At 71.3% G+C, this 19,676-nt stretch carries 24 protein-coding genes; 16 read left to right on the plus strand and 8 right to left on the minus strand.

The window, feature by feature from the left end:
• The first annotated feature begins 19 nt into the window (after positions 1 to 19).
• The 4 genes from A4R43_RS06920 (at position 20) to A4R43_RS06935 (ending at position 4,050) form a co-directional block, all read left to right on the plus strand.
• Complete coding sequence (locus A4R43_RS06920) at positions 20 to 802, plus strand: endonuclease I family protein (protein ID WP_113691555.1); 783 nt, start codon at positions 20 to 22, stop codon at positions 800 to 802.
• Positions 803 to 862: 60 nt separating this feature from the next.
• Positions 863 to 2,773 carry a beta-N-acetylhexosaminidase family protein gene (locus A4R43_RS06925; RefSeq protein ID WP_205215260.1) on the plus strand — a complete coding sequence of 637 codons (1,911 nt, stop codon included), beginning with the start codon at positions 863 to 865 and terminating at the stop codon, positions 2,771 to 2,773.
• A 46-nt stretch (positions 2,774 to 2,819) separates the two neighbouring features.
• A complete protein-coding gene (locus tag A4R43_RS06930; RefSeq protein WP_113691556.1) occupies positions 2,820 to 3,176 on the plus strand; it encodes an STAS domain-containing protein in 357 nt (118 codons plus the stop codon).
• A 79-nt stretch (positions 3,177 to 3,255) separates the two neighbouring features.
• Positions 3,256 to 4,050 (plus strand): MEDS domain-containing protein, encoded by a 795-nt coding sequence (locus A4R43_RS06935; RefSeq protein ID WP_162788350.1) that lies wholly within the window; start codon positions 3,256 to 3,258, stop codon positions 4,048 to 4,050.
• Between the two features lie 2 nt (positions 4,051 to 4,052).
• Here A4R43_RS06935 and A4R43_RS06940 read toward each other — a convergent pair whose 3' ends face one another.
• A complete protein-coding gene (locus tag A4R43_RS06940) occupies positions 4,053 to 4,787 on the minus strand; it encodes a sulfite exporter TauE/SafE family protein (protein ID WP_162788351.1) in 735 nt (244 codons plus the stop codon).
• A gap of 202 nt (positions 4,788 to 4,989) precedes the next feature.
• Here A4R43_RS06940 and A4R43_RS06945 point away from each other — a divergent pair, with 202 nt between their 5' ends.
• The 10 genes from A4R43_RS06945 (at position 4,990) to A4R43_RS06990 (ending at position 12,438) form a co-directional block, all read left to right on the plus strand.
• Positions 4,990 to 5,538 (plus strand): RNA polymerase sigma factor, encoded by a 549-nt coding sequence (locus A4R43_RS06945; protein WP_113697392.1) that lies wholly within the window; start codon positions 4,990 to 4,992, stop codon positions 5,536 to 5,538.
• On the plus strand, positions 5,529 to 6,086 hold the full coding sequence (locus A4R43_RS06950) for an Asp23/Gls24 family envelope stress response protein (RefSeq protein ID WP_113691559.1): 558 nt from the start codon (positions 5,529 to 5,531) through the stop codon (positions 6,084 to 6,086). Before A4R43_RS06945 ends, A4R43_RS06950 begins: the two co-directional genes overlap by 10 nt.
• Positions 6,087 to 6,118: 32 nt before the next feature.
• Entirely contained in the window at positions 6,119 to 6,490 is a 372-nt protein-coding gene (locus tag A4R43_RS06955; protein ID WP_113691560.1) for an Asp23/Gls24 family envelope stress response protein, read from the plus strand.
• Complete coding sequence (locus A4R43_RS06960; RefSeq protein ID WP_236808814.1) at positions 6,487 to 6,810, plus strand: hypothetical protein; 324 nt, start codon at positions 6,487 to 6,489, stop codon at positions 6,808 to 6,810. The genes A4R43_RS06955 and A4R43_RS06960 overlap by 4 nt, the downstream gene beginning before the upstream one ends.
• A gap of 60 nt (positions 6,811 to 6,870) precedes the next feature.
• Positions 6,871 to 7,332 carry an Asp23/Gls24 family envelope stress response protein gene (locus A4R43_RS06965; protein ID WP_113691561.1) on the plus strand — a complete coding sequence of 154 codons (462 nt, stop codon included), beginning with the start codon at positions 6,871 to 6,873 and terminating at the stop codon, positions 7,330 to 7,332.
• Positions 7,333 to 7,545: 213 nt separating this feature from the next.
• The gene (locus tag A4R43_RS06970) at positions 7,546 to 9,258 is read left to right on the plus strand and encodes an erythromycin esterase family protein (RefSeq protein WP_162788353.1); all 1,713 of its coding nucleotides are present in this window, start codon (positions 7,546 to 7,548) and stop codon (positions 9,256 to 9,258) included.
• A gap of 217 nt (positions 9,259 to 9,475) precedes the next feature.
• Positions 9,476 to 9,691, plus strand: coding sequence for a DUF397 domain-containing protein (locus tag A4R43_RS06975; protein ID WP_113697394.1), 216 nt, complete (start codon positions 9,476 to 9,478; stop codon positions 9,689 to 9,691).
• 156 nt (positions 9,692 to 9,847) lie between these two features.
• A complete protein-coding gene (locus tag A4R43_RS06980) occupies positions 9,848 to 10,654 on the plus strand; it encodes an NPP1 family protein (protein ID WP_113691563.1) in 807 nt (268 codons plus the stop codon).
• A 51-nt stretch (positions 10,655 to 10,705) separates the two neighbouring features.
• Positions 10,706 to 11,941: an MFS transporter gene (locus A4R43_RS06985; protein WP_113691564.1), complete on the plus strand. Its 1,236-nt coding sequence runs from the start codon at positions 10,706 to 10,708 to the stop codon at positions 11,939 to 11,941.
• Entirely contained in the window at positions 11,938 to 12,438 is a 501-nt protein-coding gene (locus A4R43_RS06990; RefSeq protein ID WP_113691565.1) for a GNAT family N-acetyltransferase, read from the plus strand. The genes A4R43_RS06985 and A4R43_RS06990 overlap by 4 nt, the downstream gene beginning before the upstream one ends.
• Here the strand turns inward: A4R43_RS06990 and A4R43_RS06995 are convergent.
• From A4R43_RS06995 to A4R43_RS07005, 3 genes are all read right to left on the minus strand, one after another.
• Positions 12,413 to 13,429: a hemolysin family protein gene (locus A4R43_RS06995; RefSeq protein ID WP_113691566.1), complete on the minus strand. Its 1,017-nt coding sequence runs from the start codon at positions 13,427 to 13,429 to the stop codon at positions 12,413 to 12,415. The two genes, A4R43_RS06990 and A4R43_RS06995, sit on opposite strands and share 26 nt — an antisense overlap.
• Positions 13,426 to 14,784 (minus strand): hemolysin family protein, encoded by a 1,359-nt coding sequence (locus tag A4R43_RS07000; RefSeq protein ID WP_205215432.1) that lies wholly within the window; start codon positions 14,782 to 14,784, stop codon positions 13,426 to 13,428. Before A4R43_RS07000 ends, A4R43_RS06995 begins: the two co-directional genes overlap by 4 nt.
• A gap of 236 nt (positions 14,785 to 15,020) precedes the next feature.
• Positions 15,021 to 16,499 (minus strand): family 43 glycosylhydrolase, encoded by a 1,479-nt coding sequence (locus A4R43_RS07005; protein WP_113691567.1) that lies wholly within the window; start codon positions 16,497 to 16,499, stop codon positions 15,021 to 15,023.
• 170 nt (positions 16,500 to 16,669) lie between these two features.
• Here A4R43_RS07005 and A4R43_RS07010 point away from each other — a divergent pair, with 170 nt between their 5' ends.
• Positions 16,670 to 17,635, plus strand: a complete 966-nt coding sequence (locus A4R43_RS07010; RefSeq protein WP_418190837.1) for an arabinan endo-1,5-alpha-L-arabinosidase — start codon at positions 16,670 to 16,672, stop codon at positions 17,633 to 17,635.
• Here the strand turns inward: A4R43_RS07010 and A4R43_RS07015 are convergent.
• Together A4R43_RS07015 and A4R43_RS07020 are read right to left on the minus strand one after the other, a co-directional pair.
• Entirely contained in the window at positions 17,602 to 18,174 is a 573-nt protein-coding gene (locus A4R43_RS07015) for a hypothetical protein (RefSeq protein WP_113691569.1), read from the minus strand. The two genes, A4R43_RS07010 and A4R43_RS07015, sit on opposite strands and share 34 nt — an antisense overlap.
• Positions 18,147 to 18,530 (minus strand): lamin tail domain-containing protein, encoded by a 384-nt coding sequence (locus A4R43_RS07020; RefSeq protein ID WP_236809183.1) that lies wholly within the window; start codon positions 18,528 to 18,530, stop codon positions 18,147 to 18,149. Before A4R43_RS07020 ends, A4R43_RS07015 begins: the two co-directional genes overlap by 28 nt.
• Between A4R43_RS07020 and A4R43_RS43825 the strand changes: the two genes are divergently transcribed.
• Complete coding sequence (locus tag A4R43_RS43825) at positions 18,466 to 18,852, plus strand: hypothetical protein (protein WP_236809446.1); 387 nt, start codon at positions 18,466 to 18,468, stop codon at positions 18,850 to 18,852. The genes A4R43_RS07020 and A4R43_RS43825 overlap by 65 nt on opposite strands.
• Here the strand turns inward: A4R43_RS43825 and A4R43_RS07025 are convergent.
• Positions 18,820 to 19,083 (minus strand): helix-turn-helix domain-containing protein, encoded by a 264-nt coding sequence (locus A4R43_RS07025; protein ID WP_335645146.1) that lies wholly within the window; start codon positions 19,081 to 19,083, stop codon positions 18,820 to 18,822. The two genes, A4R43_RS43825 and A4R43_RS07025, sit on opposite strands and share 33 nt — an antisense overlap.
• Positions 19,084 to 19,124: 41 nt before the next feature.
• Complete coding sequence (locus A4R43_RS07030) at positions 19,125 to 19,613, minus strand: lamin tail domain-containing protein (protein WP_113691571.1); 489 nt, start codon at positions 19,611 to 19,613, stop codon at positions 19,125 to 19,127.
• Positions 19,614 to 19,676: the final 63 nt, after the last annotated feature.

Consider the following 19,676-nt stretch of genomic DNA (forward strand, 5'->3'; position numbering starts at 1 on the left):
AGTGGTGAGGAGATTCTGGGTGGCCACCAACCGAATACTGCGGCGCGTCGCCGTGGCCGGAGCCGCGCTCGCGGCCGCCGGCCTGCTGTCGGCGCCAGCCGCGCAGGCGGACCCGCCTGCCGGATACTACGCCGGCGCCGAGGGAAAAACCGGCGCCGAACTGAAAGCGGCACTGCACACCATCATCAGCTCGGGCGTCACCACGCTGAACTACGACGACGTGTGGGACGCGCTCAAGACCACCGACGAGGACCCGGCCAACGCGGGCAACGTGCTGCTGCTCTACAGCGGCGAGTCCCGCAGCAAGGACGCCAACGGCGGCGACTCCGGCGACTGGAACCGCGAGCACACCTGGGCCAAGTCGCACGGGGACTTCGGCACCTCGCCGGGCCCCGGCACCGACATCCACCACCTGCGCCCGACCGACGTCACGGTGAACAGCATCCGCGGCAACAAGGACTTCGACAACGGCGGCGAGCCGGTCGACGGCGCGCCGGGCAACCTCACCGACGACGACTCGTTCGAGCCACGCGACGAGGTCAAGGGTGACGTGGCCAGGATGATCCTGTACATGGGCGTGCGGTGGGACGGCGGTGACGGCTTCGCCGACCTCGAGCCGAACGACCAGGTGGACAACGGTTCCGCGCCGGCCATCGGCAAGATCTCGGTGCTGCTGCGGTGGCACGAGGCCGACCCGGTGGACACCGTGGAGAAGGACCGCAACGACGCGATCTTCGGCATCCAGAAGAACCGCAACCCGTTCATCGACCACCCGGAGTGGGCGGCGTCGGTATACGGATGACGGGTTGACTCGGCCCCGGATCCCTGCTGGTCTGGACCAAAGATCGACTGGGGAGGTCCGGTGCGCCGAAACATCCGAACCACCGCGGTGGCTGCCGTCTTCGGTGTCGCTCTCGGGCTGACGCCGGGTGCGGCGGCCGCCGTGCCGGAAACAACGGAAACCCGCCTGCCGGTGGTCACGCCGACCCCGCAGGCCATGGCGGGCAACGGCCACCAGCTCCGCGTCCCCGTGCGCGCCGGTGTGGTGCTCGAGGATGGCGCTGATCAGGCCACCGCCGACCTCGTCCGCCGCACGCTCGAGAACGCGGGCGCGCGGGAAGTGGTGGACGGGCCTGCCGAGTTGACCGTGGTCGCCGGCCTGATCTCCGATCCCGAAGTGGCCGGTGCGCTGACCGAAGCCGGCGGAGCGAAGCCCGAAGAACTGCGACCCGAGGGCTACTCGCTCGCGACACGGGCACAGGGCCGCGGCGGCCTGGTCGCGCTCGCGGGCAACGACGGCGACGGCGTCTACTACGCCGCGCAGACCCTGCGTCAGCTGGCCGCGCCCGGCCGGATCGCGGCGGTCAAGGTGACCGACCACCCGCTGATGGCCCTGCGCGGCAGCATCGAGGGCTTCTACGGCGCGCCGTGGTCCCACGAAGACCGGCTCGACCAGCTGGCCTTCTACGGCGACATCAAGGCCAACACCTACATCTACACCCCCAAGGACGACCTCTACCTGCGCGAGAAGTGGCGTGAGCCGTATCCCGCCGCCGAGCTGGCCAAGATCGAGGAACTGATCGGCGCCGCCGCGGACCACCACGTGCAGTTCACCTACGCGGTCTCGCCGGGGCCGTCGATCTGCTACAGCGACCCGGCCGACGTCAAGGCGCTGCACGACAAGCTCGTCTCGATCCACGACCAGGGCGCGGAAAGCTTCTACATCGCGCTCGACGACATCAGCTACACCAAGTGGAACTGCGCCGGGGACGAGCAGAAGTACGGCGCTCCCGGCCAGGCCGCCGCCGGGCGGGCGCAGGCCGACCTGCTCAACGGCGTCCAGCGCGACTTCCTCGACGTCGTCGGCGCGCAGCCGCTGCAGATGGTGCCGACCGAGTACTCCGACGTGGCCGACTCGCCGTACAAGAAGGTGCTGCGGGAAAGCCTCGACGAGCGGATCGTGGTGCAGTGGACCGGAACCGCCGTGGTGCCGCCCTCGATCAGCGTCGCCGACGCCGAGAAGGCGGCGCAGGTGTGGGGCCGGAAGGTGTTCCTGTGGGACAACTACCCGGTCAACGACTACGGGCAGACCACCGGGCGGCTGCTGATGGCGCCCTACGACAAGCGTGAGGCCGGGCTGCACGCCGCGCTCGGCGGCATCGTGCTCAACCCGATGAACCAGGCCGCGCCGAGCAAGGTGGCCCTGTTCGGCGGCGCGTCCTTCGCCTGGAACGACCAGGACTACCACGCCGGCCGCACCTGGCGCGCGGCCGCGGACTACCTGGCCGCCGGGGACGCGCGCACGGCCGAAGCGCTGCTCGCCTTCTTCGACACCCAGCACCTCGCGCCCACCTTCGGCGAGATCGCCTGGCAGCCGCAGGCGCCGGTGCTGAAGTCCAAAGTGGACGCCGTGCGCGCGGAGCCGCGTGGCGCGGCGCTGGTGGAGCTGCGCCGGTACGCGGACCTGCTCGCCGCCGCTCCCGAGCGCATCCGCGGCGGTGTGCCGGACCCGGCGTTCTCGGCGCAGGCCAAGCCCTGGCTGGACGCGCTGACCCTGTGGGGCCGGGCACTTCAGTCCACAGTGGAGGGTCTACGGCTGGCGGTGGAGGACCCGGCCGCCGCCGACCGCGCCTTCGCCGAGGCGGGCAGGCTGGCCGCCTCGGCCGCCGAGATCCGGACCATTCCGGGCACCACCCGCCCGCAGGGCCCGGTCCGGGTGGCCGACGGCGTGCTGGACACCTTCATCGCCGACGCGCCGGAGCTGGTTTCCTGACCGGCCGGCGGTACCCTGCGACGGGTCGGCGAAGAGGGAGCCCCGCATGGCGTGGTCGGCCGTACCCGAAGTGCACGGCGGTGTCGGGATACTGACGCTCACCGGTGAGCTGGACCTCGCCGTGGCCGACGAACTCGCGCGCGTGCTGGACGACGCGCTCGAACGCGCCGGTGCCGGGCTGGTGGTGGACCTGATCGGGGTCGCCTTCCTGGATTCCAGCTGCCTGCAGGTCCTGCTGAGCGCGGCGGCCCGCGCGCGGGCCGCCGGACGCGGGTTCGGGCTGGTGGCCGTGTCCCCGGCGGTGGTCCGGCCGATCACGGTGCTCGCACTGGGCGAGGTGCTGCCGGTTTCGGCGAGCGTCAACGACGCGGTGGCGCGGGTTCGCGCGGACGGGGGAAGTTGACCGCCTTCGGGCGTAGCCGGTTCATTCGCCCGGCCGAACTTGCTTGGGCGCCGGTGCCGTCGCGTCTACGCTACCCGCCGTGAACGCGGCCGGGCAGGATCCGACGAAGTCGTACGGGCACATCGGGGTGGTGGTGGACGCCCCGGCCGAATACGACGAACTGGTCGGGCTGGCGCGTGCGCGCGGCGGGCACGTCACCGAGAAGGTGATCGTGGTCGGCTCGGCCGAGCCGTGGGGGCGCGGTGCCGACCTGCTGGCGCCGTTCTCGCTCGGGGCCGGGCTGGTCGGCGGGCTGCGCACGGAGGTCAGCGTCGCGCAGCGGGAGGGCTACCGCGGCCTGCGGGTGGTCGCCGACATGCAGGAACTGGGCCTGGATTCGTTGTCCGAGCGGGAACTGGTGGAGTTCGAGCTGGACCTGGACCGCGTGGTCAGCGAGGCCGGGGCCACCATGGTCTGCGTCTACCGGAACCGCCACGGCGGCCAGGGCTTCAGCCCGGCCGAGGTGGGCGCGGCGATGTGCGCGCACCCGCTCGGCTTCGGCGCGAACCGTGCGGACCGCGGGTTCCGGATGGGCAGCACGGGCCGCGGGGAGTGGCGGATCAGCGGGGAGGTGGACCGCCGCAACGCCGACCTGTTCGAGCTGGCGATGATGACCGCGGCTGGCATGTCCGCGCGGATGCGCGTGACCTTCGACGACCTGCGGTTCATCGACGTGGCCGGGATGCGCGCGGTGGCCAGGGTCGGCACGGCCTTCCCGGACCTGCGGCTGACGCTGGTCGATCCGCCCGCCTCGTTCCTGCGGTGCTGGGACCTGTTCGGCCTCGGCGCGCCGGGGGAGGGGCGCGCGCGGATGCGGGTCGAGCAGCTCGGCTGAGGTCACGACGGCAACAGCGGCAGGGCGAACAGGAAGAGCCCGACCGCGACCAGGATGCTCGCGGACACCTGGCGCAGCCGCTCGGGCGGCAGCCGTCGCGCGAAGCGGGCACCGGCGACCACCGCGGCGGCCGCGACCACCCCGAGCACCGCGCCGAGTCCGTAGTGGACGGACCCGGTGGCGCTGTAGCCGAGCACCGCGAACGCGGCCAGCGGCACCTGGATGAGCTGGCCGGCGGCGACCGCGGGCAGCGGGGCGACACCGAGCAGCATCAGCACCGGGACCAGCAGCACCGGCCCGCCGGTGCCGGTGAGCGCGGAACCGAAGCCGACCACGGCGCCGGTGGCCAGCGCGGCGGCCGCGGGCAGGCTGGTGCGCTCACCGCCGGTGCGCCCGAACAGGCGATGTGCCCCGGCGCCGAGCGTGATCGAACCCAGCACCAGCCACACCACCAGCGGGGACACCAGCCCGTTGACCAGCGCACCCGCGGCGGCGGCCGGTGCCGCGCCGAGCGCCAGCCGGCGTGCCAGCGGCCACGGCATGCTCTCGTGCCGTGCGTAGGCGAGCGTGCCGACCACACCGGTGAACAGGAACGCCCAGCTGCTGGTGGCCGCCGCGGCGTGCACGTCGAACCCGCCGAGGTGCACCAGCGCGGGCGGCAGCAGCACCCCGCCGACCCCGACCGCGCCGATGAGCAGCCCCACCGGCACCGCCAGCGCCACCACGACGATCACCACGCGCCCGAATCTAGGCCCCCCGGTCAGGTGAGGTGTACGCGCCGTGCGGGATTTCGGCCGGTGCTCGCGCGTAGCATCCGCGGACGGAAACCGGGCGGAAAAAAGTTCCGGTGCTCGGCGTGACGAATCGGCCGCCGCCGTGTCCTGGAAGCAGGAAGTCCCGGAAACCGGTCGTCAGGGGAGGAAAGCCGCGGTGTCAGCCGTGCCCGCCACCGAGGGGCCGCTGGACGACGTCACGCTCGTCGCCAGGGCCCGAGACGGTGACACGCAGGCCTATGAGCAGCTCGTCCGCCGCTACCAAGGGCCGATGTACGGGCTCGCGGTGCGTATGCTGGCGAGCCGGGGCGACGCCGAGGACGTCGTGCAGGAGGTGTTCCTGACCGCCTGGCGGCGGCTCGGGCAGCTGCAGGACGACGGGGCGTTCGTCGGCTGGCTGTACCGCACCACCACCAACCGGTGCCTCAACGTGATCCGATCGCGGCGGCCCACCTCGGCGGTGGAGCCGGACGAGCAGGAGTCGCCGGTGCCGCGGCCGGACCGCGCCGTGGAGGTGGGTGCCCAGATGGCCGCGCTGAGCCGGGCGCTGCAGCAGCTCACCGGCGAGCAACGGGCCTGCTGGCTGCTCAGAGAGGTGCACGGGCGGTCCTACGAGGAAATCGCGCAGGCGGTGGGCACCACGGCCACCGCGGTGCGGGGGCGGATCGCGCGCGCACGCGCACAACTGGCGGAGGTGATGGCGCCGTGGCGATGAACCAGGCTGCCGAGTCCTACCCGCTGCCCTGCGGACGGGACGTCGAGACGGTGTGGGAGCGGCTCGACGAGGTGGAATCGGGGCGGGCCGACGAGCACGACCTCTCGTGTGAGCACTGCCGGGCCGCCAGGGAAGGGCTGCTCGTGTTGCGCAGGCTGACCGGGGAACTGGCGAAGGAGACCGTGGAGCCGCCGCCGGACCTCGTCGGCCGGATCATGTCGGCGGTGCGGGCCGAGGTCCGCAGGCACGACCTGCTCCCGCTGCCCACCCCGGAACCGGGGCAGGCGCGGGTCAGCGACCGGGCGGTGGCCGCGCTCCTGCGGTTCGCCGCGGACAGCGTGGACGGGGTGCGGGCCCGGCGCTGCCGGGTCGACGTCACCCCCACCGGCGAGTTCGCGGTCCGGCTGGAGGTGGCGGTGAGCTACCACGCCTTCGCCGCGGACGCGCTGGAAACGGTGCGGGAGCGGGTTTCGGCCGCGGCGGTGGCGCGGGTCGGGGTCAGCCTGGCCCAGCTCGACGTCGAGGTCACCGATCTCTACGAGGACTGACTGTGCGGGAGACGCGTGCGAGGGAACAGACGGTGACGATCGGCGAATGGGTGATCGGCGAGCCGGTGGTGGCGGCGGTGGCCGCCGCCGCTGCCGCCGGGGTACCGGGCGTGGCCAGGGTCGAGCCCGGTTTGTTCGGCCTGGTCGGCTCGCTGGGGCGGACGCTGCGCCAGCAGGTGAAGGGCCTGGACCCGGCCCCCACCGAAGGCGTCCGGGTGAGCTTCGACCCGGACGAGCGGGTGCGCGTGGACGTCGATCTGGTGCTGACCGGCGCCGGTCAGGTGGCGGCGGTGGCGCAGGCGGTGCAGCGCACGGTCGCCAAGGCGGTGGCCGAAGCCACCGGGCTGGCGGTGGCCGCGGTTTCGGTGGCGGTGCTGGACGTCGAGCAGCGGGGTGGCTGGTGAGCGGAACGGTCGTCGAAGAACTGCTGGCGGCGTTGCGGAAGGTGCCCGGGCTGCGCCCGGCCACGCCGGCCACCGTGCCGTCGCTGGCCTGGGTGCCGTGGGACTGGGACGACCTCGCCGTCACGGTCGGTCCCGAGGTGGTGGAAATCCGGCTGGTGGCGACCAAGCTGCCGCTGCCGCCGGTGCTCGGCCACGCCGAGGAGGTGCTCGGCCCGGTGCTGCCGCCGGGGACGCGGTTGCGGCTGGTGGTCACCGATCTCGACCGCGTGGCGCTGGACGCTCCGGTGGAAAGTGAAGTGGATCACCCGATGGGGTCGTGACGTTCGGGTTCCCCCGGTGTCCTACCGATGACCACAGTGGACAACCCCTGGGAGGAACCGATGAGCAGCACCGCAACCGCGAAGACCGCGGACACCGAGGCCAGGAACTCGGTCGAACTGGTGAAGAGCCAGCCGGCCGGCGAACCGGGCGTCACCTCGATCGCCGACACCGTGGTGCAGAAGATCGCCGGACTGGCCACGCGCGAAATCCGTGGCGTGCACGCGCTGGGCGGGGGCGCGGCGCGGGCGCTCGGCGCCATCCGGGAACGCATCCCGGGCGCGTCGGCGAGCGCCGGACAGGGCGTGTCGGCCGAGGTGGGGGAGAAGCAGACCGCGATCGACCTGGAAATCGTGGTGGAGTACGGGGTGAGCATCGCCGAGGTCGCGCGTGCCGTGCGCCGCAACGTCATCGGCGCCATCGAGCGCATGACCGGCCTCGAGGTGGTCGAGGTGAACATCACCGTCCACGACATCCACCTCCCCGACACCGACGACACCGAAGCGCACACCCGAGTCGAGTAATTCCCGGCACGGGCGGGTGAAGGGTGGTTTCGCGCGCCACCGATCCGGGCAAGGTGGAAGCACCGACGGGAGGTGACGAGCCATGCTGACCTGGATCACCGTCTTCGTGCTCGTGGTGGCGGGCATCGGCGCGATGCTGCCCCTGCGCCGAGAGCCCCGCTGAAGCCCCGGGTCGCGCGCTAGGGTGGGCGCCGACCATCGGGGGTGGGTGCGTTGTTGTTGCCGGAGTCCGTGCGCTGGTTGCCGCTGACCGGGGTCGCCGAGGTGGTCGGTGACGCCAAGGTGGTGGCCATCGGCGAGAACAACCACTACATCCGCGAGTTCGGGCTCCTGCGCGACCGGTTGCTCCGCCTCCTGGTCACCGAGCTGGGCTTCACCGTGCTCGCCTACGAATCGGGCTTCGCCGAAGGGGAACTGGCCGACGCGTGGATCCGCGGCGCGCCCGGTGAGCCGGAAGTGTTGGCGCGCAACGGTTTCACCTTCCGCTTCGGTGAGCCCGCCGAAGTGCGGGGCATGCTCGGCTGGCTCCGCGAGCACAACAGGTCGAACGGAAACCGGGTGCGGTTCGCCGGGCTGGACCTGCCCGGCGCGGGCGGCTCCCCGGTTCCGGCGCTGGCCAAGGTGCGCGACTACCTCGGCCGGCGCACGGAACTGGTGGACGCCGCCCTCGAAGCGACCGAGCCGTACCACGCCGCGAACAACAGCGTGGCCCTCGCCCGCTACAGCGAACTCGCCCACGCCGAGCGCGACGCCGCCACGGCCGCACTGGCGCGATTGCTCCTGTACCTGGACGCGATGCCAGACGGCGGTCCCGAGCACCTGATCGCCCGCCACCACGCGCTCGGTGCCCTGCGCCTGGACGAGCACCTGCGCGAATTCACCCTGCTCGGCACCGAACCGCCGGCGAAGGTGGTCTCTTCGCGGGACGTCTACCACGCCGAGACCGTGCGCCTGCTGCGCCGCCTCCACGGCCCGGATGCCCGGATCGTGCTGATGATGCACAACGCCCACATCCAGCGGGTGCCGATGGAGTTGCTGCCGGGCATCCACGCCGACTCGGCGGGCACCCACCTGGCCGGACCGGACTACGTCGCCATCGCGGTGACGGCGACCGTCGGCACCACCACCGACACGGAACTCAACGAGAACGCTCCGCAGGGTTTCGACGTGGTGCCCCACCCGGCTGGGCCGCCCGCTGAGGACAGCATCGAGGCGGCGGTTGCCGGGGAGGAACCGGTGCTGCTGGACCTACGCGCCGCCCGGGCGGCCACCGGCCTGCCCACCCTGCGTACCACCCGACCCATCAGCCCGCCCGATGCCGAACGCCTTGACGCCACCCTCCCCGATGCCGGATCGGCTGATGCCGGACTCTCTAGTTCTGAGGTGGCCGATGCCGGGCGCCCCGATTCGGGAGTGGCCGATGCCGGGCGCCCTAATGCCGGACTCCCCGGAGCAGGACTGGCCGACGCCGGACCGGCTGCCCCGGGTCTGGCCGATGCCGGGCTTCCCGAGTCGAGGCGCCCCGCCCCTGGAATGGCCGTCGCCGGGCTGCCCGATCTTGGAGTGGCCGTGGCCAGGCACCCCAATCCTGGAGTGGCCGATGCCGGGCGCCCCGATGCTGGGGTGGCCGACGCCGGGCCGCGTGGTGCCGCGCTGCACGATTCCGGAGCGGCCGATGCTGGACCGCGCGATGCTGGGCCGCGCGATGCCGGGCGCCCCGCTGCCGGACCGTCCACGCCCGCGCCGCCGACGCCCGGGCTCCCCGCGACCGGACTGCCCGCCAAAATCCGGCACGTGACCACCCATCTGGCGGTAGACCTGCCCGCAGCCTTCGACGCCATCGCCTGCCTGCCGGAAATGACTCCGGCCACCCTGACGACCCCGGATCGGTCCGGCCAGAACGGGGTACCCGATCGGTTCGAGTAAGGCTCGGAGATCACCGGGCGGAGTCTGATCATGGGCTGTTTGTCCCTCGATCGAGTGATCGACATCCGTCTGACCTGCAAAAGGCTTAATGCACGTGCATTTTCATCTGCTCCTGCGCGTGCTATGGTCCACAGCACAGTCAGATGCACGTGCATTTGCATCCCCTGGTTTTGAAGTCGGGAAGGTGGAGATCAAGGTGGAGCAGATTTCGAACGGTATGTCGGCCGAACTGCTGGCCGGTGCGCAGTGGCGCAAGAGCTCCCGCAGCGGAGCGGTGGGCAACTGCGTGGAGGTCGCTCCGCTGGCGAACGGCGAGATCGCGGTCCGCAACTCGCGGTTCCCGTCCGGCCCGGCGCTGGTCTACACCCAGGCCGAGATGGCGGCCTTCCTCGCCGGTGCCAAGGACGGCGAGTTCGACGACGTACTCAGCTGACGCCCGGCGCCCCCGCCGGGCGCCCTTGCTGTCCACTGTGGACGACAAAGCCGAAGTGTGAAGACTTTTCGAATTCCTACTTTGGTCCGTTGTGAGTTGACCTGAGCCCTCCCTACGCTCTGGCGTGCCGACGCCGAGCGAAGGGAACCGCCCGCGATGCGTACTCACCCCGGCCGTCCGAGGCAGCGCACCCGCCGGTGGCGGGGCCGGTTTTCCTTCGCGTTCCGGGCACTGACCGGCGCGGCCGTGCTGACCCTGGCCCTGCCCCCGGCGCTGGCCTTCGCCGACCCGCCCCGCGCGCTCCCGTCCAGCGTCGCCGAGCCCGACGGCAAGTGGCAGCCCGCGTTCGACTACGACACCGACGGCTGCTACCCGACGCCCGCGATCGGACCGGACGGCACCGTCGCCCCCGGGCTGAACAACTCGGGCGCGCTCAACGGCAACTGCCGTGACCAGTCCGATTTGGACAACACGAACTCCTACGCCCGCGCCAAGTGCAACAACGGCTGGTGCGCCTACCTCTACGACCTGTACTTCGAAAAGGACCAGGTCGTGCCCGGGCTGGACGCCTTCGGGCACCGCCACGACATCGAGCACGTGGTGATCTGGGTGCAGGACGACCAGGCCCGCTACGTGGCCACCTCCGCGCACGGCGAATACGCCAAGCACGCCGCCGCGGACGTGCGGTGGGAGGGCACTCACGCCAAGATCGTCTACCACAAGGACGGCGGCAGCACGCACGCCTTCCGCAAGGCGGGCGCCGGGGACGAGCCGCCGGAGAACCACTACGGCACCTGGCAGTACCCGGACCTGGTGAGCTGGAACAACTTCCCGGCCGGCATCCGCGACAAGCTGGTCTCCGCCGACTTCGGCAGCGCGAGCCTGGCGATCAAGGACGGCGCGTTCGAGTCGAACCTGGAGAAGGCCAAGCCGGACGGCATCCCCTTCGACCCGCGAGGCTGAGCCCGCAGGAATATATGAAGAGGTCTTCATTCGTTCTGCTATGTTCGGAGGATGCGGGCCGCAGGCGGGTGGACACTGTTCGGGTACCGGGACTACCGGCACCTGTTCGCGGCCCAGGTGGTGGCCCTGTTCGGCACCGGACTGGCCACCGTCGGGCTGGGCCTGCTCGCCTACGAACTGGCCGGGCCGCGTGCGGGGGCGGTGCTGGGCACCGCGCTGGCGATCAAGATGGTCGTCTACGTGACGGTCGCGCCGGTCGCGGCGGCGTTCGCCGGGCGGCTGCCGCGCCGCACGTTCCTGGTCGCGCTGGACCTGGTGCGTGCGCTGGTGGTGCTGGCGCTGCCGTTCGTCACCGAGATCTGGCAGGTCTACCTGCTCATTTTCCTGCTGCAGTCGGCTTCCGCGGCGTTCACGCCCACCTTCCAGGCGGTGCTGCCGGACCTGCTGCCCGATGAACGCGACTACACCCGCGCGTTGTCGGCTTCGCAGCTCGCGGCGAGCATGGAGACGCTGCTCAGCCCGGTGCTCGCGGCGGCGTTGCTGAGCGCGGTGAGCTTCCACTGGCTGTTCAGCGGGACGTTCGCCGGTTTCCTCGGCTCCGCGGTGCTCGTGCTGACCGCACGGGTGCCCAGGGCAAAACCCAGTCCGCGCAACGGTTTCCTCGACCGGATCGGCGCCGGGGTGCGGATCTTCGTCACCACCCCGGCGTTGCGCGGGGTGCTGGCGCTGGACCTGGCGGTCGCGGGCGTGGGTGCGGTGGTGGCCGTCAACACGGTGAACTACGTGCGTGACGCGCTCGGGTTCGGGGACACCGCCGTCGCGTTGCTGCTCGCGGCCAACGGGGTCGGCACGATCGTGGTGGCACTGGCCCTGCCCGGGGTGCTCGCGCGCGTGCCGGAGCGGCCGGTGCTGCTGACCGGTGCGGTGGTGCTCAGCGGCGGCGCGCTCGGCCTGGTTTCCCTGTCTACTGTGGACGAAGGAGGCTGGCGCTGGCCCGCCGCGCTGGGGTTGTGGGCGCTGGCGGGCATGGGGACGGGCCTGGTGCTCACGCCCATCGGGCGGGTGCTGCGCCGGTCGGCGGCCGAGGCCGACCGGCCCGCGGTGTTCGCCGCGCAGTTCTCGCTTTCCCACGCCTGCTGGCTGATCAGCTACCCGATCGCGGGCTGGGTGGTGACCGCGGCCGGGTTCACCACGGGCTGGCTGCTGCTCGCCGCGCTGACCACGGCGGGCATGATCGGCGCGATGTTCTCGGGATTGTCGGTGCGCTCGCCTAGAGTTCCGGCATGAGCGAACCAGCACTGCGCGCGGCCACCCCGGGCGACGCCGCGGCCATCGCGGCGATCTGGTACCCCGGCTGGCAGGACGCCCACCTCGGCAACGTGCCCGACGCGCTGCTCGCCGTGCGCACCAAGGAATCCTTCGGTGAGCGAGCCGCCGAGCGGGTGGTCGATCCGGGCACGCGGACGGTGGTCGCCGACGCTGGTTCGGTCGCCGGTTTTGTGATGGTCGTCGGCGACGAGGTCGAGCAGGTCTACGTTTCGGCGGCGCACCGCGGCTCTGGCGTGGCGAAGCTCCTGCTGGCCGAGGCGGAACGGCTGGTCGCCGAGAACGGGCACCCGGTCGCGTGGCTGGCCGTGGTCGCCGGGAACACCAGGGCACGCCGGTTCTACGAACGCCAGGGCTGGACCGACGAAGGCTTGTTCGAGCACGCGGCGCCGCACGGGGACGGCCCGATCACCGTCCCCGCGCACCGCTACGTCAAACCCGTCCGGCGGGCTCGGTGACCAGCAGCCGGTCGAGCAGATCCCGCAGGGTGACCAGGCCGGTCACCTCGCCGCCGGACTCGACCAGCGCCAGGTGGTTCCGGCTGTCCCGCATGGTGTTCAGCGCGAGATAGGTCGCGGTACCGGCGTCGAAGGTGAGCACCGGCCGCATCAGCTCACGCGCCGTGCCACCCGGCCGCAGTGCGTCGCGCACGTGGACCACGCCGATCGGGCGGTCGCCGTCCAGCACCACCAGCCGCAGGTGACCGCTGGTGCGGGCGACCTGCCGGATGGTCTCCACGCTCGCCTCGGCCGGCACGCCGACGAGTTCGTCACGGGGACGCGTGATCTCCCGCAGGGGCCGGGAGTTCAGCTCCAGCGCGGTGGCCAGCTGGTCACGCCGCCCCGGCGTGAGCGCACCCGCCTTGGCCGAATGCTCGACCAGCTGCCGGAGGTCCTCCGGGTTGCGGCCCGCGTTGATCTCGTCGACCGGCTGCACGCCGACCCGGCGCAGGCACCAGTTCGCCATCGAGTTCAGCGCCACCAGCAGCGGCCGGGTCAGCCGCATGAAGCCGCGCATCGGCAGGGCCAGCAGGGTCGCCGAGCGTTCCGGGTGCGCGATGGCCCACGACTTGGGTGCCATCTCACCGACCACCAGGTGCAGGAAGGTGACCACGACCAGCGAAAGCACGAAGGCGACGATGTCGGCGGTGGCCGCCGGCAGGCCCCAGCCCTCCATGACCGGGGTCAACATGTCGTGCACGGCCGGTTTGGCGATCGCGCCCAGCGCCAGCGTGCACAGGGTGATGCCGAGCTGCGAACCGGCCAGCAGCAGGGAAAGCTCACGGGCGCTGCGCAGCGCGGCCCTGGCCGAGGCGCTGGTTTCGGCGGCTTCCTCCAGCCGGTAGCGGCGGGCGGCCATCAACGCGAACTCGATGGCCACGAAGAACGCGCTCAGCGCGATGATCGCCGCGGAGATCAGTGAAGCGGTCAGCGGGCTCAGGCCACTCATCGCGGCACCTCCGTGTCGCTCGTGTTCCTGAGGCCCACCCACACCACGGCGGGTACGTGCCGTTCGATCTCGCGGATCTCCACGGTGAGCCTGCGCGGTGCGGTGTCCTCGCCGATCCCGGCGGGCAGCTCGACGTGCACGGTGTCACCGGGTTCGGGCAGCCGCGCCAGTTCGGTGATGACCAGGCCGCCGAGGGTTTCGTAGTCGCCATCGGGCAGGTCGTGGCCGAGCAGGCGCTCGACCTCGTCGACGTGCGTGGTGCCCGGGATCAGCCAGCCGTCGTCCTCGGCGATGGCCCGGTCGTCGTCGGCGGCGTCGTGCTCGTCGGTGATCTCGCCGACGAGTTCCTCGGCGATGTCCTCCAGCGTGATCACCCCGGCGAGCCCGCCGTATTCGTCCATCACACAGGCGAATTCGTCGTCCGCCGCACGCAACTGGGTCAGCACGCCCGGCAACGGAAGCGAAGCGGGGACAACCACGGCGTCGCGCGCGAGTTCGGCCACGGTGAGCGTGGTGTACTCGGCTTCGTCGCGGCTGAGCACGTCACGCAGCCACAGCACCCCGAGCACGTCGTCCACGCTTTCCCCGAGCACCGGCAGCCGGGAGTGCCCGCCCGCCATCAGCTCGATCGCGGCGGTGACCTTGGCGTCGCCGGAGATCGTGGTGACCTGCGGGCGCGGGATCATCGCGTGCTCGGCGGTCCGGTCCGGCAGGTCGAGCACGCGGTCGAGCAGGATGGACAGCTCGCGGGACAGGTCGCCGCTGTCGCGTGACTCGGCCACGATGTGCTCGAGGTCGCGCGGGGTCGCGGCGTGCTCGACGTCGTGCACCGGTTCGATGCGCAGCGCCTTGAGCAGCAGGTTGGACGCCTTGTCGAACAGGTGGATGAGCCAGCCGAAGGTGGCCAGGTAGAGCCGGGTCGAGAAGGCCAGGCTGCGGGCGACGGGCTCGGGCTTGGCGATCGCGAGGTTCTTCGGGAACAGCTCGCCGAAGAGCATCTGCACCAGCGTGGAGAACACCAGCGCCAGCACGGTGCCGACCGCGACGCCGACCGCCTGGGGCACGCCGACGCCGCCGAGCAGGGTGCCGATGCCGGCGCCGATCATCGGCTCGGCCACGTACCCGACCAGCAGGCCGGTCACGGTGATGCCGAGCTGGGCGCCCGAGAGCATGAACGAGGTGCGCCGGGTGATGCCGAGCGCGCGTTCGGCGCCGCGGTCACCGGCGGCCGCGCGGGCCTTGAGCCGGGAGCGGTCCACGGCCATGTAGCCGAACTCCTGCGCGACGAAGTAGCCGGTCGCGGCGGTCAGCAGGAGCACGACGACGATGCCGACGAGGATGTTCACCACCACCATCACCACGGCGGTGCCACCCCCTCGGGCCGGGTGCGGGCAGGGGGGTCACCGGGCGTGGTGCCGGTACTTCGGGACGGGTCCATGATCCTCTCGCGGTGGTGATCGAGCCGGAAATGTCCGGTTGATCGAAGTACGAACGAGGCACCCGATCAGTTCCGGATGGACAGCAGGATCACACAGGAGGGGGCCCCGCGCCGGGTGGAGGCCGGGCGCGGGGCAGAGTGGGCCGGTGGTGCTCAGGTGACTTCGCCCGAAGGTGCGGGGAGTTGCACGCCCAGCGGCACCGGGGCGCCGAAGTTGGGGGTGCCGTCGGCGTTCCAGGTGAACTTCTGCGCGCGTGCCGAGCGGTTCATGTCACAGCCTCCGCCTGCCGAGCTGTTCGCGTGGTAGACGATCCAGTCTTCGGTGCCGTCGGGCGATTTGAAGAAGCCGTTGTGGCCGGGCGCGAACACCCCGTGCTCGTCGTTGCGCTGGAACACCGGGTCGGGTGACTTGGTCCAGTGCGCCGCGTTGAGCGGGTCGGTGCCGGTGAAGGTGAGCAGGCCCAGCTTGTAGTCCGGGCCCCAGCAGGCGCTGGCGGAGTACACGATCATCGTTTTCCCGTTGTGGTACAGCGGTTCGGCGCCTTCGTTCACCGGCGCGGTCTGCTGTTCCCAGGCCAGGGTGGGCTTGCTGATCGTCCGGCGCGGGCCGCTGGGGGTGTACGGATTGGACAGTGGCGTGATGGTCAGGCTCTGCGTGCCGTCCATCGCGCTGCCGAGCAGGTAGAGCCTGCCGTTCAGCTGGAGCACGCTCGGGTCGAGTTCCCAGGTGTTCCCGAGGTCGGCCTTGAAGTGGTACGGCCCCATCGGGTCGGTGCCGCTGCTCTCCAGCACGTGCAGCCGTTGTGTCGGCACGTAGTCCGGCACGTTCTGCCCGGCCACGTAGTAGAGGTACCAGCGCCCGCCGAGCAGGTGGAACTCCGGCGCCCACAGGTTGCAGCAGCCGTTCGGCAGGCCGGACAGGTCGAACACGGCGGTCTCCGGCGCACTGGCCAGCCCGGCGAGCGTGGGGGAGCGGCGCATGGTGATCCTGGAGGTCCACGTGGTGGTCGCGAGGTAGTAGTAGCCCTGGTGGTAGGTCAGCCACGGATCGGGGCCGTTCGCCTTGATCGGGTTGGTGAACGTGCCCGCGCCGAGCTTCACCAGCTGCCACTGCTGGTTCGCGCCGTTGAGGTCGGGCCACTGCACCACCCTGGCGCCGTTGGCGGTGGAGAAGTTGTGCACGTCGAGCGCCTTGCCGCTGTTGCGGTTGAGCAGGCGCACGTGGCCGTCGGGCGAGCCGGCGAGCCGGAACTGCTGACTGGGCCGGTTCTGGTCCGTCCACTGCACGAGGTCCGCTCCGTCGGACGTCGACGAACCCGCGAAGTCGAGCACCTTGCCGCTGTGCCGGGACTTCAGCCGGTGGTAACCGCCGCCCGAGCTGACGAACTGCCACTGCTGCCAGGCGCCGTCGTTGCGGGTCCACTGGGCGATCCGGGCGCCGTCGTTCGTAGCCAGGTCGTAGACGTCGAGTGCTTTGCCGCTGTGCCGGTTGACCAGGACGTATGTGGCATTCGGGTCCACTGTGGATGGTTGGGCCGCTGGGGCTGGCGGGGCGGCGAGGCCGCTGCCGAGCAGTGCGATGACGGCGAGCACCGGGCCGAGCAGGCGGGCGCGGGCGCGGATCGGGGTCATGGGCTCTCTCCCTGCGACGGTGCACGGACAAGGAGCTGTTAACGCTAACAGCGTGTTGCCGTTCCGGGAAGTGCCGCGCTAGCGTTCTGGGAACGCTCCCATCTGCGCCGGATCGAGGAGGATTTCCCATGCCTGCCTGGCAAAAGCCGATAGCGGTCCGGTTCGCCGAGATGACGGCGGCCGCGGTGCTCGCGATGGCCGCTGTGGCAATGGCGCCCGCGGGGGCGGCCGCACCCGCACCGCCTGGGCTGGTCGCCTATCCGTATCCCGGGCCGGTCACCGGGGACGTCACCGTGCATGATCCGTCGGTGGTGAAGCGGCCCGGCGGCGGTTACCTCGTCGCGCACACCGGCAACGACATCGCGCTCAAGTCGTCACCCGACCGGACCGCCTTCCGGCACGAGGGATCCGCCTTCCCCGGTGGTGCCCCGTGGACCACGGCCTACACCGGCGGCAGCCGGAACCTGTGGGCGCCGGACCTGTCCCACCACAACGGCCGCTACCACCTCTACTACTCGGCCTCCACCTTCGGCTCGAACCGGTCGGCGATCTTTCTCGCCACCAGCACCACCGGCGCGCCCGGCAGCTGGACCAACCACGGGCTGGTGATCGAATCGCGGCCCTCCGACGACTTCAACGCCATCGATCCGCACCTGCTGGTGGACGACCAGGGACGCTGGTGGCTCAGCTTCGGCTCGTTCTGGTCCGGCATCAAGCAGGTCGCGCTCGATCCGGCCACCGGGAAGCGGTCGGACTCGGTGGTGCGGCACCTCGCGGGCCGGGGCGGTGGCGCGATCGAAGCCCCGGTGATCTTCAAGCGCGGCGCGTACTACTACCTCTTCGTCTCCTTCGACCGCTGCTGCCAGGGCGCAGCGAGCACCTACCGCATCATGGCCGGGCGATCGGCGAGCCCGGCCGGGCCGTTCACCGACCGGAACGGCGTGCCGATGGCCTCGGGCGGCGGCACCGAGATCCTGGCCGGGCACGGCGACATCCACGGCCCCGGCCATCCCGCGGTGTTCGCCGACACCGACCACGACATCCTCGCCTACCACTACTACACGAACAACGGCACGGCACTGCTCGGCATCAACTGGCTCGGTTACGACAGCGCGGGCTGGCCGTACGCGCACTGACCGGACGATGCTGTCTCCATGCTGGAGCTGGCGGGTCTGCGTGAGGTCGACGTCGAGGTGTACCGGGCGGTGGTCGAGCGGCCGTCGGTGAGCACCGCCGAGCTGGCCGGGGAACTGGCGCGCTCAGCCGCCAGCGGGTCGCCTCCGTGCTGCTCGTGCTGCAACGGGAAGGACTGGTGCTGCGCGACGGCAGCCGTCCCGCGCGGTTCAGCGCGGTGGCCCCCGAGATCGGGCTCGGCCTGCTGTGCCACCGCAAGGAACAGCAGCTCGAGCGCGCCCGGCTGCTCGCGGCCGAACTGCAGGAGCGGCACCGGCTGGCCGGTGGTGAGCCGGGCGGGCTGGTCGAAGTGGTGCACGGCGCCGCCGCGGTGGCCGGGCGGGCGGACGCGCTCATCCAGGCCGCCGCCGGTGAAGTGTGCTTTGTGGACAAACCGCCGTACGCGCGCTCGCCGTCGGACCTGCACCCGGCCGAGCGGGAACTGCTCGCGCGCGGCGTGCGCTTCCGCGGGGTCTACGACCGGACCGCGCTCGAAGCCCACGACCTGTGCGCCGACCTCGAACTGGGGCTCGCGCTCGGCGAGCAGGCCAGGGTGGTCACCGAGGCCCCGCTGAAACTGATCCTGGTGGACGACACGATGGCGCTGGTACCACTGCACTCGCAGGCACCGTCGGTGGAGGCCGCGCTGGTGGTCCACCCGTGCGCGCTGCGTGCGCTGTTCTGGCTGGTCAGCACCAGGAACTGGCCGGCGTTGCCCTTGGGCGAGAGCACGATGCCCGCGGGCAGCGTGATGGTGTCGACCAGCGCGTTCTGCGGGCCGTAGACCCGCACGGTGTACCCGGTCAGGTCCACCGGGTTGTTGCTGATGTTGCGCACCTCGATGAACTCGTCGAGCATGCCGTTCGGGCCGCGGGTGGACACCTCGTTGACCACCACGGTGGACGAGGCCAGCGGCTGGACCTCGTCCGGCTGGCCGGCGCTGGCCGCACCGGCGATCACCGGCAGGCTCAGCAGGGCCAAGGCGGCGGCGGAACCACTCAGCAGGCGACGCATTATCATTCCTTTCCGAAAAATGGGTGAGTTGATGCGAACCGGCGGGGAATCCGTTGTGCGGTTCTTTTCCGCCGGTGCATTCGATGCTGCCGCAGTGCCGCCGGTGGCTGGAAGGGGCCAGTTCCCGGTTTCCTCATGCATGTCTGCGGTATTGCCGGGCCAGTGACGCGGCCGCGCGCAGTTCCTGCGGGCAGGTGTCCAGCACCTGGCTCAGCCAGCTCCGCCAATAGGGCCCAGGAATGCGTTTACCCCGTTCCCAGCGTGATACGTCCTCCCGGGTGATACCGCTGTTCCCGGAGGCGGCCCGCAATCGGGCGGCCAGCTCGTCCTGGGAAAGTCCTTTGTCGCGGCGCATTTCGGCGATTACGGCGAACACCGGTTTGGCCTGGCTGGGCACGGCATGCCTTTCCGAGTGAGATGACTGCTGGTTTTGTGCTTTCAGTACGGCGGTGACGGGCAGCCGAAGTCGGCGCGGTTGTTGTCCGTGTCGGTGCTGAGCGCGTCGCGGGAAAGCGGGCCGGGGCAGGGCTGGGCGGCCTCGTTCTCGCGGCACGGCGAATCGGGCGCCACCGCCACCCCGTCCACCCGCGACTGGTGCTCGTCGCGCAGGAGCTGGCCGGTGCCGGGCACCGCGGGGAGCAGGAGATCGGCTTCCCCGGCGAAGTCCAGGCCCGCCAGTACGAACGAGCCACCACCGCCGACCGCGCTGCCCGCCGGGAACCTGGCCAGTTCGGCCAGCGTGTGCCCCTGGCAGCTGAGCACCGTCCAGCCGTCCAGCCACACCGGGGCGGCGGAGAGGTTGCGCAGTTCGAGGAAACCCGCCGGGCCGGTGAGCAGCTGGTGGATGCGGACCGGCGGCACTGCCGGGTTCGGGATTCCGGCGGTGAGCGCGGCAACCAGGGCCAGGTGGCGCAGTCTGCTCGGCATCTGCTCCTCACCGCCGGCGGAGGTGGGTCCGGCTGTTCGCCGCGTCGTCCAGCCTAGGAGCGG

Origin of the sequence: Amycolatopsis albispora (assembly GCF_003312875.1) — a bacterium.
Taxonomy (GTDB): domain Bacteria; phylum Actinomycetota; class Actinomycetes; order Mycobacteriales; family Pseudonocardiaceae; genus Amycolatopsis; species Amycolatopsis albispora.

Coding starts and splice junctions, on each gene's coding strand:
- A4R43_RS06930 (WP_113691556.1), top strand. CDS start 2,820: ATGGCGTGGTCGGCCGTACCCGAAGTGCACGGCGGTGTCGGGATACTG.
- A4R43_RS06965 (WP_113691561.1), top strand. CDS start 6,871: ATGAGCAGCACCGCAACCGCGAAGACCGCGGACACCGAGGCCAGGAAC.
- A4R43_RS06975 (WP_113697394.1), top strand. CDS start 9,476: ATGTCGGCCGAACTGCTGGCCGGTGCGCAGTGGCGCAAGAGCTCCCGC.
- A4R43_RS06980 (WP_113691563.1), top strand. CDS start 9,848: ATGCGTACTCACCCCGGCCGTCCGAGGCAGCGCACCCGCCGGTGGCGG.
- A4R43_RS06985 (WP_113691564.1), top strand. CDS start 10,706: ATGCGGGCCGCAGGCGGGTGGACACTGTTCGGGTACCGGGACTACCGG.
- A4R43_RS06990 (WP_113691565.1), top strand. CDS start 11,938: ATGAGCGAACCAGCACTGCGCGCGGCCACCCCGGGCGACGCCGCGGCC.
- A4R43_RS06995 (WP_113691566.1), bottom strand. CDS start 13,429: ATGAGTGGCCTGAGCCCGCTGACCGCTTCACTGATCTCCGCGGCGATC.
- A4R43_RS07000 (WP_205215432.1), bottom strand. CDS start 14,784: ATGGTGGTGGTGAACATCCTCGTCGGCATCGTCGTCGTGCTCCTGCTG.
- A4R43_RS07005 (WP_113691567.1), bottom strand. CDS start 16,499: ATGACCCCGATCCGCGCCCGCGCCCGCCTGCTCGGCCCGGTGCTCGCC.
- A4R43_RS07010 (WP_418190837.1), top strand. CDS start 16,670: ATGACGGCGGCCGCGGTGCTCGCGATGGCCGCTGTGGCAATGGCGCCC.
- A4R43_RS07020 (WP_236809183.1), bottom strand. CDS start 18,530: ATGCTCGACGAGTTCATCGAGGTGCGCAACATCAGCAACAACCCGGTG.
- A4R43_RS07030 (WP_113691571.1), bottom strand. CDS start 19,613: ATGCCGAGCAGACTGCGCCACCTGGCCCTGGTTGCCGCGCTCACCGCC.